Below are 17,213 nucleotides of genomic sequence, written 5' to 3' on the forward strand. Positions count from 1 at the left end.
CCGGGCTAGCTTCCGGTCGCGGCCGCGCGATCGCGCTTGGCGCCCAGCATCTTGAACAGCCGGTCGCGCCGTGCGGCGACGAAGGTGTCGCGGCCGGCCCGTTTGGCCTCGTAGAGCGCCTCGTCGGCGAGTGACAGCAAAAGCCGGGTGTCGCGACCGACCCGCTTCGACCATTCGGCAAGCCCGACGCTGACCGTGATGCGCAGCGCCTCGCCCTCCCAGTCCAGCCATTGCTCGCGCGAACTCTCCACCAGCGCGCGGGCAACCGCCTCGGCGGCCTCCAGGGTGGTCGCCGGCAGGATGACGCAGAACTCGTCGCCGCCGGTGCGCGCCAGCAGGTCATGGCCGCGCAGCCTGAGCAGCGCGCCGTCGGTGAACTGGCGCAGGCAGGCATCGCCCGCCTGGTGACCAAAGCGGTCGTTGATGCCCTTGAACCCGTCGAGGTCGATGGCCAGCAACACGAAAGGATGGCCGGTGCGGTTCGAGCGCGAACACTCCTCGTCGAGCCGCTGGATGAACCGGCGCCGGTTGGCGACGCCGGTCAGGTCGTCGAGCACGGCCAGATGGATGATCTCGCTTCTGAGCCGGTCGATGGTCATCAAGAGGAAGCCGAAATTCCACACCATGGCGCCGAACAGGGTGGTCAGCAGAAATGCCGACTGGATGCCGTTGAAGGTGAGGAAGCTCAACGGTCCGCCGATGCCGGTCACCGCCAGCGCCGCGCGCGCGATGTCGCCGACGAGCACGAAGCCCATGGCGGAGGCGGCCAGCATCATGCCGGGCGTGCGGCGCCCTTCGCGCCGGCTCAGCAGATCCGCCATGGCGAAGCCGAGCGGAATGCACTGGCCGGCGGAATAGATGACGATCCTGGCTGCCATGTCGTCCTGCCAGACGGTGAACAGGGCCAGTGCCGCCAGCGACGCCAAGGTGATGGCGGCGGTCGCGAGCCAGGGCCGCTTCTCGCCGAGAAACTGGCGCGTGCCGACCCAGCTCATGCAGGACGCCAGGATCAAAAGGCCGTTGCCGACAAGGATCGACCCGAGTCCGGCGGTCTCGCCGCGCAGCATGGAGGCGCCGGCGCCGGCCGAGGCGATGAAGGCGCCAGCCATCCAGATGCGGCCGGCCGCAAGCTTTGGATGGGCGCGGATGACGAACAGCCAGACCAGCCCGATCGCCAGGCAGTTGGCCAGGATGACGACGTAGAGCGTCGGAACGTCAACTGTCATGGTATCGCTTCCGGCCCCTGCCGCGAGCGTCTCCCTGTCGCTCGCACAAGGACGCTCCGCTGGCAAGACAATCCCCTGCAGGCTGTCATCCATAGCGCGGATATATTAACAGCGGGTCAGGACCGAGCGCGACGGAAAACCGGCGCGGCATCGCCAAGGGGAGACAGCCAGGGTGTCCATCATCATTGCCGGCGGCGGCATAGGCGGCCTGATCACTGCGCTCGCATTGCACCAGAAGGGTATTGCGGCGAGCCTGCATGAACAGGTGGGCGAGATCCGTCCGCTCGGCGTCGGCATTAACCTCTTGCCCCATGCGGTGCGGGTGCTGACCGGGCTCGGCCTTGCCGACCGACTTGCCGCGGCGGCCGTGCGCACCAGGGAATTGACCTATTTCAACAAGCTGGGCCAGTTGATCTGGAGCGAGCCGCGCGGTCTCGACGCCGGTTATGACTATCCGCAATTCTCCATCCATCGGGGAACCCTGCAGACCATTCTGCTGGAGGAGGCGGTGGCGCGGCTCGGGCCCGAGCGCATCCGGCTCGGCGAACGTTTCGCCGGCGCCACCGAGACATCGGACGGCAAGGTCGAGGCCCGCTTCACCGGCCGCAACGGTGACGAGGTCGCCAGACGCCAGGCCGACGTGCTGATCGGCGCCGACGGCATTCATTCGGCGGTCCGGGCGGCGCTATATCCCGGCGAGGGCGCGCCGATCTGGAACGGCCGCGTGCTGTGGCGCGCGATCACCGAGGATTTCCGCCCCTTCCTGTCCGGCCGGACCATGATCATGGCTGGCCACCAGGATCGGAAATTCGTCTGCTATCCCCTGACCACCAGCCCTGACGGGGCCGGACCGGTGCGGATCAACTGGATCGCCGAATTGTCGTTCGACCGCTCCAAGGGCTGGCGCCGCGAGGATTGGGATCGCACCGCCCGGCTCGAGGACATCGCTCCGCTGTTCGCCGACTGGCGTTTCGACTGGCTGGACATTCCAGCCCTGATGGCGGGCGCCCAGACCATCTACGAATATCCGCTGGTCGACCGCGACCCGTTGGAACGCTGGTCGTTCGGCCCGGTCACGCTGATGGGCGATGCCGCCCATCCGATGTATCCGATCGGCTCGAACGGCGCCTCGCAGGCGATCCTCGACGCCGAGGCGCTGGCCAATGCCATTGCCAGGCTCGGGCCGACGCCCGAAGCCTTGCTCGCTTATGAGGCCGAGCGCCGGCCGCCGACCTCGGCGATCGTCCTGGCCAATCGCGGCAATGGCCCGGAGCAGGTGATGCAGCTTGCCGAGGAGCGGGCGCCCCATGGTTTTGCCGACGTTCACGACGTCATCAGCCGCGCCGAACTGGAGGATATTTCGGCGCGCTACAAACAGGTCGCCGGCTTCTCCCGCGACAAGGTCAACCGGCCCTCCGGCGGCTGACTGGAGACCAGGCGCTATCCCGTCAGCGTCTCGGCCCGGCGGACGGCCGGAAACAGCTTCATCCAGATGAGCGCCACCAGCACCGTGCCGACGCCGCCGATAACACCGGCGGGCACGGCGCCGATCAGGCCGGCGACCATGCCGGACTCGAATTCGCCGAGCTGGTTCGACGTGCCGATGAACAGCGAATTCACCGCATTGACCCGGCCGCGCATCTCGTCCGGCGTCGACAGCAGCACCAGCGAATTGCGGATCACCACGCTGACATTGTCGGCCGCTCCCATGATCGCCAGCGCGACGAGCGAGAGAACGAGATTGCTCGAGAGCGAAAAGACGATGGTGGCGAGCCCGAACGTGATGACGGCGGCGAACATCTTCAGGCCGACCCGCGACTGCATCGACAGCCGCATCAGGACGACTGACATGGCGATCGCGCCGACCGCCGGTGCCGAGCGCAACAGGCCGAGGCCCCAGGGGCCGGTGTCCAGGATATCGCGGGCGAAGATCGGCAGCAGCGCGGTGATGCCGCCGAGCAGCACGGCGAACAGGTCGAGCGAGATGGTGCCGAGGATCAACGGCCGGCTGCGAATGAACAGGACGCCGGAGAACACCGAATGGAAGGTGATCGGCTCGCGGCTGGGCGCCGCGCGTTCGACCTTGATGAGCGCGGTCGCGACCGAGGCCGCGGCGAGGCAGAAGGCCGCCAGGCCAAGCGGCAGGCCGGCGCCGAGGGCATAGAGCAGGCCGCCGACCGAGGGGCCGATAATGGTGGCGGTCTGCATGGCCGAGGACGAGATCGCCAGAGCGCGCGACAGCAGATCGACCGGCAGCAGGGCCGGCAGGAGAGCCGAAAAGGTCGGATGCTCGAACGAGCGGGCAGCACCGAGCACCGCGACCGCCGCGAAGATGGCGGGCACCGTCAGCCAGTCCTCGATCACGCCAAGGGTGACCACGGCCAGCGTCGCGGCTTCGATCACCTGGCACAGCATGACGATGCGGCGCCGGTCGAAGCGGTCGGCGACATGGCCGACCACGAAGGTCAGGAGCACCATCGGTACGAACTGGGCGAGCCCGATCAGGCCGAGGTCATAGGCGCTGCCGGTCTTGGCATAGACATGCCAGCCGATCGCCACCGCGGCGATCTGGTAGCCGAGCGACGACAGAACCCGCGCGATCCAGAACAGCACGAAACCCCGATGGCGCATCAGCCGGTCGGGCGGCGCGCCCGCCTCCGCGGCGGATGCCGGGTCCGGTTCGGTCAGGCTCGGCTGCACGGTCATCGCTTTGGCCTGGGCTCCTGGCGCGGGGCGCCGGACGAGGTATCCAGGCTCGCGCGCGAGCTTCCTAGCCGAGATGCGCCGATCGCCCAAGCGGCAGGTGCGGGGGAACGCGAAAGTGAAGACGGTCCGTTGCTTGGCCGATGACCGGAGGCACCTGCGTGTCCCAGGCGTTGCGCGGTGACGAATGACATTGCTCTGCATGGACTGACAAGACAATCTCGGGGGGCGATGCCTGCGTCCGCGTCGCGGTGCTCAAAAGCGTGGTTGTGGTTCATGCCATTGGCGATTGCGGAAGATCGGATGCCGAGATATCTCGCCCGCTATTGGGGCAAGGCGCGACCGGTCGAAGGAGCTGCGCCGTGGCATCCCCTCGCTTATCACAGCCTCGATGTCGCGGCCGCGATGGGCGCCTTGCTGGACCTGCGCCCGCGCTGGCTCGTGGCGATCGCGGCGGCGTCGGATTTGCCTCAGCCGGAGGCGCGCCGCCGGCTGATCCTTGCCGCGGCCTTGCACGACCTCGGCAAGTTCGCCGAGAATTTTCAACAGAAGGTTCCTGCTCTGCAGCAGGAACTCATGCCCGGCGCCTTCGCGGCTGATGATGGGCGTGGCCACGGCGAGATGGGCGCCGTCCTCTGGTCCGAGTTGAACGACCGGCGCTTCACCGTGCTCAGGCGCTGGATGGCGGCATCCTTCGCGCATCATGGCGCCCCGGTCGCGGAGTCGGCAGGGACGCGCAACGCCATCTCAAGCGCGGCGCGGGCGGATGCCATGGCCTTCATTGAGGCGATCGCGACATTGATCGGCGTACCCGGCGAACAGCGGGCAGGCAATCTCGCCGAGACCTGGCGTGTCGCCGGGTTGATGATCCTGGCCGATTGGATCGGCTCGAACCAGCAATGGTTTGCCTATGAGCCGTCGAACCATGGGCTCGAAGCCTATTGGGCTCTGGCGCAAAGTCGGGCGAAGGCGGCGGTGTCGGAAGCGCGTCTCGAGGAGGCGGCCAGCGCGGTGCATGTCGATCTCACCACGCTGCTCGGCAGGGATGCCCTGGCCTCGCCGTTGCAGGCCTGGGCCGAGGGGCAAGGCCCCGCAGCGGGGCCACTGCTCTATCTCATCGAGGACCTCACTGGTTCCGGCAAGACCGAGGCTGCACTGATCCTTGCCCATCGGCTAATGCAGGCGGGCATGGCCGAAGGGCTCTATTGGGCCTTGCCCAGCATGGCGACCGCCAATGGCCTTCATGCCCGGTTGGACCAGGTCTATCGTAAGCTCTTCGCGTTGGATGGTGCCGTGCCCTCGCTGGTCCTGGCGCATAGTGCGCGCGACCTGAACGACGGCTTCCAGGCTTCGATCGGCCGCGGCCAGATCCAGTCCTATGGCGGCGAGGGGGCCGAGGCGATCAGCGCAGAAGCGGCCTGTGCCGCTTTCATCGCCGACGATCGCCGCAAGACCTTCCTGGCACAGGTCGGCGTCGGAACGCTCGACCAGGCGCTGCTCGCCGTCCTGCCGAGCCGCCACCAGTCGCTCAGGCTCGCCGCCCTGTCGCGACGCGTCCTGGTGGTCGACGAGGCTCATAGCTACGACCCCTACATGGCGGTCGGGTTGGAACGGCTGCTCAAGTTCCACCATGCGCTCGGCGGCTCGGCGATCGTCCTGTCGGCGACGCTGACATTGGCGCAGCGCGAAAGGCTCGCGGCGATCTACGGCACAGTGCAAAAAGCCGCAGCTCGAAGCATGGCTTTTCCGCTCGTGACCCAGACCGGCGCGACCGGCCCGATCGAAATCCCTCTCGATGCCGCTCGCGGTACGCGCCGCGATCTTCCTTTCCGCCGCTTCGACTCGCCGGAACAGGCCATGACGGCTCTGGTCGAGGCGGCGCGCGGCGGCGCCTGTGGCGTCTATATCAGGAACACCGTGAAGGACGCCGTGGCAGCCTTCGAGCACTTGCGGGCCGCGGTCGGCGCGGGCGTCACGGTCGAGCTCTTCCACGCACGTTTCACTCTTGGTGATCGGATGGCCCGGGAGAGCGAAGCGCTTGCCCGCTTCGGGCGGGACAGCCATCCCGAAGAGCGGCGCGGGCGACTATTGGTCGCCACGCAGGTCGTCGAGCAGAGCCTGGACCTCGACTTCGATTATCTCGTTACCGACCTCTGCCCGATGGATCTGTTGATCCAGCGAGCGGGTCGGCTGCAGCGTCATGGCCATCGTCCCTCGCGCCCGCCTCCGGAACTTTGGATTGTCGGGCCCGACGCGACCGAGGATGCAGGCGTCGACTGGTATGACGTTCCGTTTCCGTATGCGCGTTTTGTCTATCCCGACGCCGGCCAGCTCTGGCGCACCATGCGCGTCCTGACCGACAAGGGCGGCTTGACGCTGGCGAGCGGTTCGCCGCGCGACCTGATCGAGCCGGTTTTCGGGGCGAAAGCCGTTGCCCATCCTCCCGGGCTCGACGACAGCGCATTGCGGGCCGAGGCCAAACGGCAGGCCGAGCGCGCCATTGGCCACCTCAACGTGCTCAAGCTCGACGGTTTCGACCGCCAAGCCGGCGCCTGGGACAGCGACGACAAGACGCCGACCCGTCTTGGTGAGGAAACCCGTATGTTGCGCCTCGCCCGTTGGGCCAATGGCTCTTTGTTGCCTTGGTGCGAGGCTGAAACGGAAGGACGCGCCTGGCGCCTCTCGGAGATCGCGGTGCGGGCGAGGCGAGTCGCCGAGACCGAGGCGCCGGATCTCGCCGCAGCCGCGGCAATCAAGGCCGCTCAGCAAGGCTGGCCCGGTCGCTTCGATCCGCCGCCCATCCTGGCCTTGACACCGGGGGCGTTGCCCGGGGTCTGGGAGGGCGCATGGAAGGACGCGCGGGGGCAGCGGCAAGCGGTGCGCTATTCCCAGGCGACCGGATTGGAGACCATGGCCTAACGAGTATCCCACGCAGATCGAGCACATGCGCGCCGCGCCTGTCGCTCGGGAAGGCCATTGTGCGCCCCTGGACCCCCGGAAAAAATCGGTAGCTTTTTCGACATTGCAAATCATGCAATGAATCAAATGGTTATCGGGGATGAGTGTGCCCCGCCTGCGCGGGGATGAACCGTCGATGGCGTCGCAGCCGAAGTCGTGCTCGAGGTGTGCCCCGCCTGCGCGGGGATGAACCGCAGGCCGTGGGGATGGCGTGATGGCCACCGACGTGTGCCCCGCCTGCGCGGGGATGAACCGCTGTCGACGATGATCTCGCCATCGAGCAGTTCGTGTGCCCCGCCTGCGCGGGGATGAACCGGGCCTATGAGTTCGGCAAGATCCTGAAAATCTGTGTGCCCCGCCTGCGCGGGGATGAACCGGCGCTGACGCTGAAGGATGGGCCCGTCACAGCGTGTGCCCCGGCTGCGCGGGGATGAACCGTCGCCTGGCCCGGGCATCTCAGCCACCGTATTGTGTGCCCCGCCTGCGCGGGGATGAACCGCTTGCGTTTTTCCCGCGCCACCTGTTTCCGGAGTGTGCCCCGCCTGCGCGGGGATGAACCGCCCTCCAAAACGCCACGATGAACCCGCCGGGAGTGTGCCCCGCCTGCGCGGGGATGAACCGAACACATCGACATTTTCGCCGGCGCTGCAGCGGTGTGCCCCGCGTGCGCGGGGATGAACCGGCCGGAGTTCCTGTCGGGTCTGTTCAACGCGGGTGTGCCCCGCCTGCGCGGGGATGAACCGGCGGTCAGGAGCGTCACCGAATTGAACCGCCAGTGTGCCCCGCCTGCGCGGGGATGAACCGACGGCTAATGTCGCAGTCGGGCGATATGCGGTGTGTGTCCCGCCTGCGCGGGGATGAACCGGCAGCAGGCCAGCCAGAGCGAGGCCGCGGCCGGTTCGTGATGTGTGTGCCCCGCCTGCGCGGGGATGAACCGCGCATGGTGATCGTCACGGCCACGCTCGAAATGTGTGCCCCGCCTGCGCGCCGATGAACCGTGTCAACCCGGTCACGAGCCTCGATACCGGGGGTGTGCCCCGCCTGCGCGGGGATGAACCGACGGCTAATGTCGCAGTCGGGCGATATGCGGTGTGTGTCCCGCCTGCGCGGGGATGAACCGGCAGCAGGCCAGCCAGAGCGAGGCCGCGGCCGGTTCGTGATGTGTGTGCCCCGCCTGCGCGGGGATGAACCGCGCATGGTGATCGTCACGGCCACGCTCGAAATGTGTGCCCCGCCTGCGCGCCGATGAACCGTGTCAACCCGGTCACGAGCCTCGATACCGGGGGTGTGCCCCGCCTGCGCGGGGATGAACCGCGATCCTGGCCGGCCTCTATTCGAACCAGGGCGTGTGCCCCGCCTGCGCGGGGATGAACCGATCGAGATCTTGCGTGAGGCCGTCGACCACATGTGTGCCCCGCCTGCGCGGGGATGAACCGGCGTTGATATGGGGGACGCTTTGGAAGGGAAGGTGTGCCCCGCCTAGGCGGGGATGCTGCGTCCTTGTTGGTAATCCGATCGGAGTGCCGAAATCTTGCAGCTCTTCCTGATACGTACTATTATACGTATCAGGAAATGGAGACTCCCATGACACGCGCCGAGTTCAAGGGATCGATCACGACCACGGGCCGTTCCGAAGCCTTGCGGCTCGATAAGGCTTTGTTCAAGGCTCATCCCGAATTCAAACAGCGGGCGAAGATCCGCGCCCACGTTCTGGGGCCGGGCAGCCTGCTGGTGACGCTGGATGCCGGCGAGGCGGAGCTGGCGCCGGCGGATGCGGTGGAGCATGATCCGGTTGTTGCGGCCTACCTGTCCTTCCTCGAACGCGACATGCGCGAACATCCTGAACGCCTGCAGCCCTTCACCGAGGCCGATATCGCGCGCATTCAGGCGCTGACCAGGGATGTCGAGGTTTCCGATGACGATGTCATTCCCGACGATGTGACCTTGTGACGCCGCCGGCCGAGCCCCTTGCCGAACGCCACGGCTGGAAGCTCTATCGTGCCTCGGCCTTTGCCGAGACCTTCGACAGGTTGGAGGCCGAGGTTGCGCGCCTCGCGGCGGAGCGTCCGTCGGACGTCGCGTCGCATCCGAAGGCGAAATTGCTCGCGCGCATCCGCGACCTGATCTTCGACGAAATCCCGCGCGATCCGAACGCCCATGTCTACGGCCTCGGCAAGACGCTCGGTGCCGCGCACCGTCATTGGCGTCGGGCGAAGTTCCTGCAACGTTTCAGGCTGTTCTTTCGTTTCGACAGCGCCAGCCGCATCATCATCTATGCCTGGGTGAACGACGAAAACACCTTGCGCAAAGCCGGATCGCGCACCGACCCCTATGCCGTCTTCGCGCGCCGCCTGGATGACGGCGATCCGCCGGATGATTGGGGGGAATTGCTGGCGAACGCCGCGGAAGTGGGGCCTCGTAAGACTTAGCGAAGGGGGAACGAGCGAGGCAGGTGCCATTGGCCCTTTCCTGGTCGCGTACAAGCCCGATTACTGTCCAAGCACTTTGCGTGGGTTGAACGGTCGTTAGAATCAACCCATAGTTGATCCACGGGCTTGGGGGAGCAATGCCACTCAATCTGATCTCAGATGCTTGGCTTGAAGTCAGGCGAGCCTCGGGCCGCCGCTCCGTCGTCGCCCCCGGCGCCGTCACGGACCGGTTTGACAACGACCCGATCGTCGCCCTCGATTTTCCCCGCGCCGACTGGAACGCGGCGCTGACCGAGTTTCTCATCGGCCTGACCTGGCTCGCCATGGCGCCGCGCGACGAGGTGGAATGGGCCGATCACTTCCGCACGCCGCCCTCGCCCGACAGGCTGCAGGCGGCTTTCGCGCCCTTCGCCTCGGCCTTCGACTTCGACGGCGAGGGCCCGCGCGCCTTCCAGGATTTCGATCGGCTCGAAGCGGCCGAGATGAAGCCGCTGAGTGGCTTGCTGATCGATGCGCCAGGCGAGAACACGCTGAAGAATAATGCCGATCTCTTCGTCAAACGTGGCGGGGCAGGCGGCCTGAGCTTGCCTTATGCGGCGGCGGCATTGATCACCCTGCAGACCTATGCGCCGTCCGGCGGCGCCGGACATCGCACGTCGCTGCGCGGTGGCGGCCCGCTGACCACCTTGCTCGCGCCGGCCCGCAAGAGCCTCGCCGTCGCCACCTTGTGGGATCGCATCTGGGCCAATGTGCCGAATGCCGATCCGGAGGCCGGTCTGACGGATCTGGCGCGGATCTTCCCGTGGCTCAGTCCGACTGCAACCTCGACCAAAGGGGAGATCGTCGCGCCGGAGGATCGGCACCCGGCGCTCGCTTTCTTCGCCTGCCCGCGCCGCATCCGGCTTGACTTCGCCGGGGAGGTGGTGTGCGCCTTCGGCGGCAGGACTGGCCGGGGCGCCGTTGGCTATCGCACGCTCAATTACGGCGCCAATTATGTTTCCTGGGAACATCCGCTGTCGCGTTATCGGAACGACAAGAAGGCCGGAAAACTGCCGTTGCATCCTCACGTTGGCCCATCCGGCTATGGCGACTGGATCGCCTGGTGGGGACTGAAGGATGAGAGCAATCAACCGGCCAAACCGTTCCGTCTTTGGAGCTTTCGACGCAATGAAGTCGCGGATCTGCTCACGCCCGGCGACAGCGCTGAGGCTTTCGGATTTGTGACCGATAATGCGAAGGCCATTCAATGGCTCGAGGCGCGCTTTCCCTGGGTGGCGATCCACGCCGATGCCTATCGCGAATTGCGCCCTTTGCTCGGCGACGCGATCCGCGCGGCGGATGCGGCGGCACGCGCCTTGCGCTACACCGTCAAGATCGCCTTTTTCGGGCAGCCGCGCGAGGGCTCCTATCGCCTGCCTAAAACCTTGCCCTTGGATGCATTGCCGGAGCCGGCCGAGCGGCTCTGGCGTGAAACGCAGAGCGACTTCGAAACCCTGCTGGGCAAGCTGATCCAGCGCTTCAGGGATGGTCCCGAAGCGACCATCGACCTGAAGCAGGATTGGCGCAGGACCCTGCGCCGTCACGCGCTTTTCCTGTTCGACGACACGGTCGACATCGAGGGAATGACCGATGCCAATCCGCGTCGCCTGTTATCGGCGCGGCGGCAGCTCGATTTCGCCTTTTCGGACCATGCCAAGGCCGAAGTCCGCAGGGCGCTCAATCTAAGCCCCGCACCCAAGGCGCCGAAAGATAAGGAGGCGGCCTGATGCGCGACTACCAGCGCCAATCCATCGAGAGGCATTTTCGCGAATGGTGGGAAGGCCTGACCGATGCCGGAAACGACGGCCGCAAGGCGGATCGGGCGGCGCTCGCCCGTTTGCGCCGCATTGATTTGGCGCCCTTTGGAGAGAAGCGGGAGCCGGATCTGACCTTGGCCTTCAGCGAAGCAGCCTTCCGCAATCTCTACCGTCGCATCCGCGGCATTGGCGAATTGTCGGAAGACCGCGAGCCGGACCTCGCCACCGCCGCGGTCACGCTCGCCCACATCAGGCAGGATGCCGCCAGGCGCAAGACGGCAGCCATGCTTGGCGGGCCGGACGATGATGCGCGCAAGATGAAGGAGGTGCGTTTCCTGCGGCTGATGCGGGTTTCGACCGCGGGCGATCTGTTCAACGAGGCACGCCGGCTCTCGGCGCTGCTCGACCGGCAAGCGCCGGTCGGCGAACTCGGCGCCTCGCTGCTGCTCTGGCGTCATGTGCCGCGCGTGCGCCGCGACTGGGCGCGCGCCTATTACGGGCTCGACGTCGAGGGCCTGGAACCGACCGAAACCGATATCGCCCAAGCCGGAGCCTGACCCTCCATGACCCGCTTCCTACAATTGCACTTGCTCACGCCCTATGCCGCCGCCAATCTCAACCGCGACGACACCGGCCGGCCAAAGACGCTCAATTTCGGCGGCGCCGAACGGCTCAGGATTTCCTCGCAGAGCCTCAAGCGCGCCTTCCGCATCTCGGATGTGTTCATTCAAGGGCTGCCCGGTGCGCTTGGCAAGCGCTCGCAGCATTTCGCCCACGAACTGGTCGCTGCGCTCATCGCGCGGGGGCTGAGCGAGGAGGAAGCCAGGGCGCGCGCCGAAGCGGTGATCAAGCACGACAAACTCGGCAAGGTGAAGAAGGGGCAGGCCGCGACCGAACAGCTCGTTCATCTCGGCCCGGACGAACTCGCGACCATCGCCGGGCTGGCCGACCGGCTGGCCGCTTCGGCTGACCTCAACGAGAAGAAGGTTCTGGTGCTGAAGGACAAGCCGCGGGCCGCCGACATCGCCATGTTCGGCCGCATGCTGGCCGACAATCCCGGCTTCAATGTCGAGGCGGCCGTCCAGGTGGCCCATGCTTTCACCACCCACCGCGCCACCGTCGAGGACGATTACTACACCGCCGTCGACGACATCAAGAATGCCGATGACGAGGCCGATCGCGGTGCCGGTTTCATCGGCGTGCAGGAATTCGGCGCGGGGCTCTTTTATCTCTATATCTGTGTCAATGCCGATCTGCTGGTCGACAACCTCTCGGGTGACACGGCGCTCGCCGCCGACGCGGTGGAGGCTTTGATCCGGGCCGCTGCGACCGTCAGTCCCAGTGGCAAGCAGAACGCTTTCGCCAGCCGGGCCAAGGCGCGCTACGCCCTGCTCGAAATCGGCAAGGAGACGCCACGCAGCCTGGCCTCGGCCTTCCAGCATGCGGTTGGCGGCCGCTCCGGCGAGGACGACCATTTCGAGGCGTCGTACCGGCGGCTGACCGATCTGCGCAACGGCTTTGCTGCGGCTTATGGCGAAGCGTCGCAAGGCACCGAAATGAAGGTGGCGGCGGATGGCAGCGGCAGTCTGGCCGATCTGGTCGGAGCCGGCCGAGCGGCGGTCGGGGCCTGAAACCATGAGTGAGCGCGACTTCCTGGTCTTTCGCCTGGCCGGGCCGATGGCCGCCTTCGGCGACATTGCCGTGGGGGAGCGGCGCGGCATCTGGGATGCGCCGTCGAAATCGGCCATTCTCGGCCTTGTCGCCGGTGCGCTCGGCCTCAAGCGCGACGACACGGCAGCGCATTTAGCCCTGGAAACCGGCCTCGGCTTTGCCGTGCGGGTCGATGTGGCTGGACGGCCGCTGCGCGATTATCACACGGCGCAGGCGCCAAGTGCGCGGCGCAACGGCCAGTGGCGCACCCGCCAGGAAGAGCTCGCCGATGGGGACGAACTCAACACCGTGCTGTCGGAGCGCATCTACCGGCTGGAGGCCGCCGCCACTGTCGCGCTTTGGAACAAGGGCAGCGAGACGCCTTCACTCGATGCGCTGGCGGAAGCACTGAAACAGCCACGTTTCACCCCCTATATCGGGCGCAAGGCCTGTCCTTTGGGCCGGCCGCCTCGGCCGCACATCGTGGTGGCGAGCGGTCTGCAACCGGCATTCGCTGCCTATGACGCGCTGGAAGCCGATGCCGACGCCAAGCTCCGCTTCCCGTGGTTCGCAACGCGCCAGGTCGAGCGGCAGCGCATCATCTGGTTCGAATGGGACGCCGGCCTCGCCGACGAGGAGCGGCAAGCGGCCGAGGGTGGCCGCATTCGCCAGCGCCGCGACGCGGTGCGCGACCGCGGTCGCTGGCAGTTTTCCGATCGCCGTGAAGGCAGCTTGACCTTCGCGCCGCCACCAGCCGGGGAGGCCGCCGCATGAGCTTCCTGACCCTAGCCGAATTGCGTCGTGATACGCCCCAGGCGCGCGCCTATGCCCGGCTCTTGCTCGACAGCAGCATCGAGGACAGCGCCCACCGGCTGGTCTGGCTGTTGTTCGGCGACAAACCCGATGCCGAACGCGACTTCCTGTTCCGCGAGGCCGAACCAGGTCGCTTTCTGGTCGTCTCGCAACGCCAGCCGGCGGGCGAGGAAGCCATCTGGAGCCTGAAGAGCCGCCCCTATCAACCGGCCCCGACAAAGGGGCGACGCTACGGCTTCTCATTGCGCGCCAATCCCACGGTCAGCCTGTCCCAGCCGGGGCGGGCGCGCAGCCTGGTTCGCGACGTGCTGCTACATGCCAAGAAACAGGCCGGGCGCCCGCTGACACCGGAGGAACGGGAGGCCGCGGCGCTCGCCTGGCTGACCGCGCGCGGCGAGCGCATGGGCGTGACCTTCGACCCTATGCTCTGCCAGGCGAAGCGCTACGACCTGCTCAAGGTTTCCCGCAAGAAGGAGAAAGGAAAGGGCTCGGCACATCCGGCCGAATTCACCGTGGTCGATTTCGAGGGGGTGCTGACCGTCGATGACCCCGCGGCTCTGGAGACGACCCTGCGCTCCGGCATCGGCAAGGGACGCGCCTATGGGCTCGGGCTCATGCTGCTCAGGCCGCTCGGCGACTGACGCGCCATGGCCGAGTCGGTTTTTGTGCCCTTGCGTCCGATCCCGCTAAAGGATCGCTCGGCCATCGTCTTCCTGGAATATGGTCAGCTCGACGTGCTCGACAGTGCCTTCGTCCTGGTCGACCAGACCGGCGTGCGGGTACAGATACCGGTCGGCGGATTGGCCTGCCTGATGCTGGAGCCCGGCACGCGCGTGTCCCATGCCGCCGTCGTGCTGTGCGCACAGGTCGGCTGCCTGCTGGTCTGGGTCGGCGAGGGCGGTGTACGCCTCTATGCGGCTGGGCAGCCGGGAGGTGCCAGGGCCGAGCGCCTGCTGTTCCAGGCACGCAACGCCTTGGATGACGCGGCACGGTTGAATGTGGTGCGCGAGATGTACCGCCGCCGCTTCGACGAGGAGCCGCCGGCGCGGCGTTCGGTCGACCAGTTGCGCGGCATGGAGGGCGTGCGGGTCAGGGAAATGTACCGATTGCTGGCCCAGCGCCACGGGGTGGATTGGAAGGCGCGGCGCTACGACCAAGGGGACTGGGACAAGGCCGACATTCCCAATCGCTGTTTGTCCTCGGCCACCGCCTGTCTCTATGGCCTTTGTGAAGCGGCGATCCTCGCTTCCGGCTATGCGCCGGCGATCGGCTTTCTGCATCGTGGCAAGCCGCAGAGTTTCGTCTACGACATCGCCGACCTCTACAAGTTCGAAACCGTGGTTCCAGCTGCCTTTGCCACTGCTGCCAAGATCGCCAAGGGCAAGGGCGACGACGGTTCGCCGGAGCGTCAGGTCCGTATCGCCTGCCGTGACATCTTCCGCAGGACCGGCCTGCTCGAGCGGATCATTCCGGATGTCGACGCCATCCTGCGCTCTGGCGGCCTTGCGCCTCCCGACGAGGCCGAGGATGCGCCCGAGGCCGCCGATCCCGCCATCCCACGCAAGGAGGCGGCCGGCGATGATGGTCATCGTGGTTGAGAATGCGCCGCCGCGCCTGCGCGGTCGACTGTCGCTCTGGCTGGCCGAGGTGCGCGCCGGCGTCTATGTCGGCGTCTATTCGCAGCGCACCCGCGAGCGCATCTGGAAAGAAGTCGGCCAGATGATCGGTGAAGGCAACGCCGTGATCGCCTGGAGCGCCCCGACGGATTCCGGCTTCGCCTTCGAAACCATCGGCGAGAATCGCCGTGAGGCAGCCGACTTCGACGGACTCACCCTGGTCCGTTTCAAGCCGCCGAAAGACCCGGGCGGGCCGGTCGTCTGAGGATCGGATCGCGGCCGCGTCCGCTCTCGATCGCGGGCCGAGGATACCCTTCAGAACCCAGCGAAAATTCGGTGGTTTTTTCGACATTGCAAATCATGCAATGAATCAAACACTTGTTCGGATGAGTGTGCCCCGCCTGCGCGGGGATGAACCGACACCGTGCTGACGGACGAACAGGTTGCCCTCGTGTGCCCCGCCTGCGCGGGGATGAACCTGCACCCGATGCTTTCCGAAGCGGGCGCCGGGAGTGTGCCCCGCCTGCGCGGGGATGAACCGGCGTCGACCACCACGTCGCTGCCGTCATGAACGTGTGCCCCGCCTGCGCGGGGATGAACCGCGGCGGGTTACGCGGGCAGCCGCCAAATCGTTGTGTGCCCCGCCTGCGCGGGGATGAACCGGGGTTGCAGCATGATCGTGGGCTTTTGCGGCCGTGTGCCCCGCCTGCGCGGGGATGAACCGTCAGCGAACTGGTCGAATTTGGGCGTTTTCAAGTGTGCCCCGCCTGCGCGGGGATGAACCGGGCCTCCTGGGTCTGCTGCAGGGTGACGCCGAGTGTGCCCCGCCTGCGCGGGGATGAACCGGCCGGATCTCCGGCACACCCTGGCGCATCGAGGTGTGCCCCGCCTGCGCGGGGATGAACCGGCCAGCGACGGCAAACACGGGAACCAGACCACGTGTGCCCCGCCTGCGCGGGGATGAACCGGTCCGCTTCGATCCCGATCCGGGCTACGTCGCGTGTGCCCCGCCTGCGCGGGGATGAACCGAGATCGGTGGTGACGCGCCAGCGCTGTCTCATGTGTGCCCCGCCTGCGCGGGGATGAACCGATGGCGCTCAGCGTCGGCTGCATCGAAATCGTGTGTGCCCCGCCTGCGCGGGGATGAACCGACCGACCGCACGCCGCACTATTTCAGCGCGCCGTGTGCCCCGCCTGCGCGGGGATGAACCGCGGAGGCGTGACCATGGCGGACCCGATCAAGGGTGTGCCCCGCCTGCGCGGGGATGAACCGCACTACCTGGTCAGCCATGCCGACTATGGCGAGTGTGCCCCGCCTGCGCGGGGATGAACCGGTGTAGGGCCATGAGACGATATTGCGGTACCGGTGTGCCCCGCCTGCGCGGGGATGAACCGCAAGGCCGGATTGGCAGCTTCCCGTTCAACCCGTGTGCCCCGCCTGCGCGGGGATGAACCGTTTCCCGAGCCATCTTCGGACGTCTGAGATTGGTGTGCCCCGCCTGCGCGGGGATGAACCGCCGGAAACCGACGCCAAACTGCGCGAGGTTTCGTGTGCCCCGCCTGCGCGGGGATGAACCGTCGATTGATGTCTCGGCGGTAAGGGCGTCGAGGTGTGCCCCGCCTGCGCGGGGATGAACCGCTGTTCGGCTTCTCGCCATTGGATCACTACGCGTGTGCCCCGCCTGCGCGGGGATGAACCGATGACGAACACTTGCTCGCCGGTCAGCGCGGTGTGTGCCCCGCCTGCGCGGGGATGAACCGGTCCTGTCGCAGACGGCGAAAGACAACATCGAGTGTGCCCCGCCTGCGCGGGGATGAACCGATCCTCGAGCAGGTTGGCGAATCGCCTGCCGGGTGTGCCCCGCCTGCGCGGGGATGAACCGACGCAGGTGTGATCGAGCGGCAGCCCTGGCACGTGTGCCCCGCCTGCGCGGGGATGAACCGGGAGACGGGCACCCACTGGCCAACGGCCGAGGGTGTGCCCCGCCTGCGCGGGGATGAACCGCCGCAAATTGGGAGCGG

The 17,213-nt window shown here is 67.0% G+C and carries 13 protein-coding genes and 2 CRISPR repeat arrays (1 of these 15 only partly in view); of the genes, 11 read left to right on the plus strand and 2 right to left on the minus strand.

All coding sequences use genetic code 11. From position 1 onward, the window contains the following. Positions 1–5 precede the first annotated feature (5 nt). Complete coding sequence (locus tag E8M01_RS22860) at positions 6–1,226, minus strand: GGDEF domain-containing protein (protein WP_170182031.1); 1,221 nt, start codon at positions 1,224–1,226, stop codon at positions 6–8. Between the two features lie 172 nt (positions 1,227–1,398). On the opposite strand from E8M01_RS22860, the gene E8M01_RS22865 reads away from it, so the two are divergent. Then, entirely contained in the window at positions 1,399–2,652 is a 1,254-nt protein-coding gene (locus E8M01_RS22865; RefSeq protein WP_136962273.1) for a flavin-dependent oxidoreductase, read from the plus strand. Positions 2,653–2,666: 14 nt separating this feature from the next. Here E8M01_RS22865 and E8M01_RS22870 read toward each other — a convergent pair whose 3' ends face one another. Further along, complete coding sequence (locus E8M01_RS22870; protein WP_246088850.1) at positions 2,667–3,857, minus strand: MFS transporter; 1,191 nt, start codon at positions 3,855–3,857, stop codon at positions 2,667–2,669. A gap of 375 nt (positions 3,858–4,232) precedes the next feature. On the opposite strand from E8M01_RS22870, the gene cas3 reads away from it, so the two are divergent. From cas3 to cas2e, 10 genes are all read left to right on the plus strand, one after another. Then, entirely contained in the window at positions 4,233–6,848 is a 2,616-nt protein-coding gene (gene cas3, locus E8M01_RS22875; RefSeq protein ID WP_170182032.1) for a CRISPR-associated helicase Cas3', read from the plus strand. A gap of 143 nt (positions 6,849–6,991) precedes the next feature. After that, a CRISPR array of direct repeats spans positions 6,992–8,384; the repeat unit is 29 nt; unit sequence GTGTGCCCCGCCTGCGCGGGGATGAACCG. 3 nt (positions 8,385–8,387) lie between these two features. Further along, positions 8,388–8,837, plus strand: a complete 450-nt coding sequence (locus tag E8M01_RS22880) for a type II toxin-antitoxin system PrlF family antitoxin (protein ID WP_246088391.1) — start codon at positions 8,388–8,390, stop codon at positions 8,835–8,837. Next, on the plus strand, positions 8,834–9,316 hold the full coding sequence (locus tag E8M01_RS22885) for a type II toxin-antitoxin system YhaV family toxin (RefSeq protein ID WP_136962276.1): 483 nt from the start codon (positions 8,834–8,836) through the stop codon (positions 9,314–9,316). Before E8M01_RS22880 ends, E8M01_RS22885 begins: the two co-directional genes overlap by 4 nt. A gap of 137 nt (positions 9,317–9,453) precedes the next feature. Further along, positions 9,454–11,082: a type I-E CRISPR-associated protein Cse1/CasA gene (casA, locus tag E8M01_RS22890; RefSeq protein ID WP_136962277.1), complete on the plus strand. Its 1,629-nt coding sequence runs from the start codon at positions 9,454–9,456 to the stop codon at positions 11,080–11,082. Then, positions 11,082–11,669, plus strand: coding sequence for a type I-E CRISPR-associated protein Cse2/CasB (gene casB, locus E8M01_RS22895; RefSeq protein WP_136962278.1), 588 nt, complete (start codon positions 11,082–11,084; stop codon positions 11,667–11,669). The genes casA and casB overlap by 1 nt, the downstream gene beginning before the upstream one ends. A gap of 6 nt (positions 11,670–11,675) precedes the next feature. Continuing rightward, positions 11,676–12,743, plus strand: a complete 1,068-nt coding sequence (gene cas7e / locus E8M01_RS22900) for a type I-E CRISPR-associated protein Cas7/Cse4/CasC (protein WP_136962279.1) — start codon at positions 11,676–11,678, stop codon at positions 12,741–12,743. Between the two features lie 4 nt (positions 12,744–12,747). Continuing rightward, the gene (cas5e, locus tag E8M01_RS22905; RefSeq protein WP_136962280.1) at positions 12,748–13,536 is read left to right on the plus strand and encodes a type I-E CRISPR-associated protein Cas5/CasD; all 789 of its coding nucleotides are present in this window, start codon (positions 12,748–12,750) and stop codon (positions 13,534–13,536) included. Then, positions 13,533–14,216 (plus strand): type I-E CRISPR-associated protein Cas6/Cse3/CasE, encoded by a 684-nt coding sequence (gene cas6e, locus E8M01_RS22910; RefSeq protein WP_136962281.1) that lies wholly within the window; start codon positions 13,533–13,535, stop codon positions 14,214–14,216. Before cas5e ends, cas6e begins: the two co-directional genes overlap by 4 nt. Before the next feature lie 6 nt (positions 14,217–14,222). Continuing rightward, complete coding sequence (cas1e, locus tag E8M01_RS22915; RefSeq protein WP_136962282.1) at positions 14,223–15,173, plus strand: type I-E CRISPR-associated endonuclease Cas1e; 951 nt, start codon at positions 14,223–14,225, stop codon at positions 15,171–15,173. After that, entirely contained in the window at positions 15,154–15,456 is a 303-nt protein-coding gene (gene cas2e, locus E8M01_RS22920; RefSeq protein ID WP_170182033.1) for a type I-E CRISPR-associated endoribonuclease Cas2e, read from the plus strand. The genes cas1e and cas2e overlap by 20 nt, the downstream gene beginning before the upstream one ends. A gap of 125 nt (positions 15,457–15,581) precedes the next feature. Next, positions 15,582–17,213: a CRISPR direct-repeat array (repeat unit 29 nt; unit sequence GTGTGCCCCGCCTGCGCGGGGATGAACCG); it runs 959 nt beyond the window's last position.

It is taken from the genome of Phreatobacter stygius, assembly GCF_005144885.1.
GTDB lineage: Bacteria > Pseudomonadota > Alphaproteobacteria > Rhizobiales > Phreatobacteraceae > Phreatobacter > Phreatobacter stygius.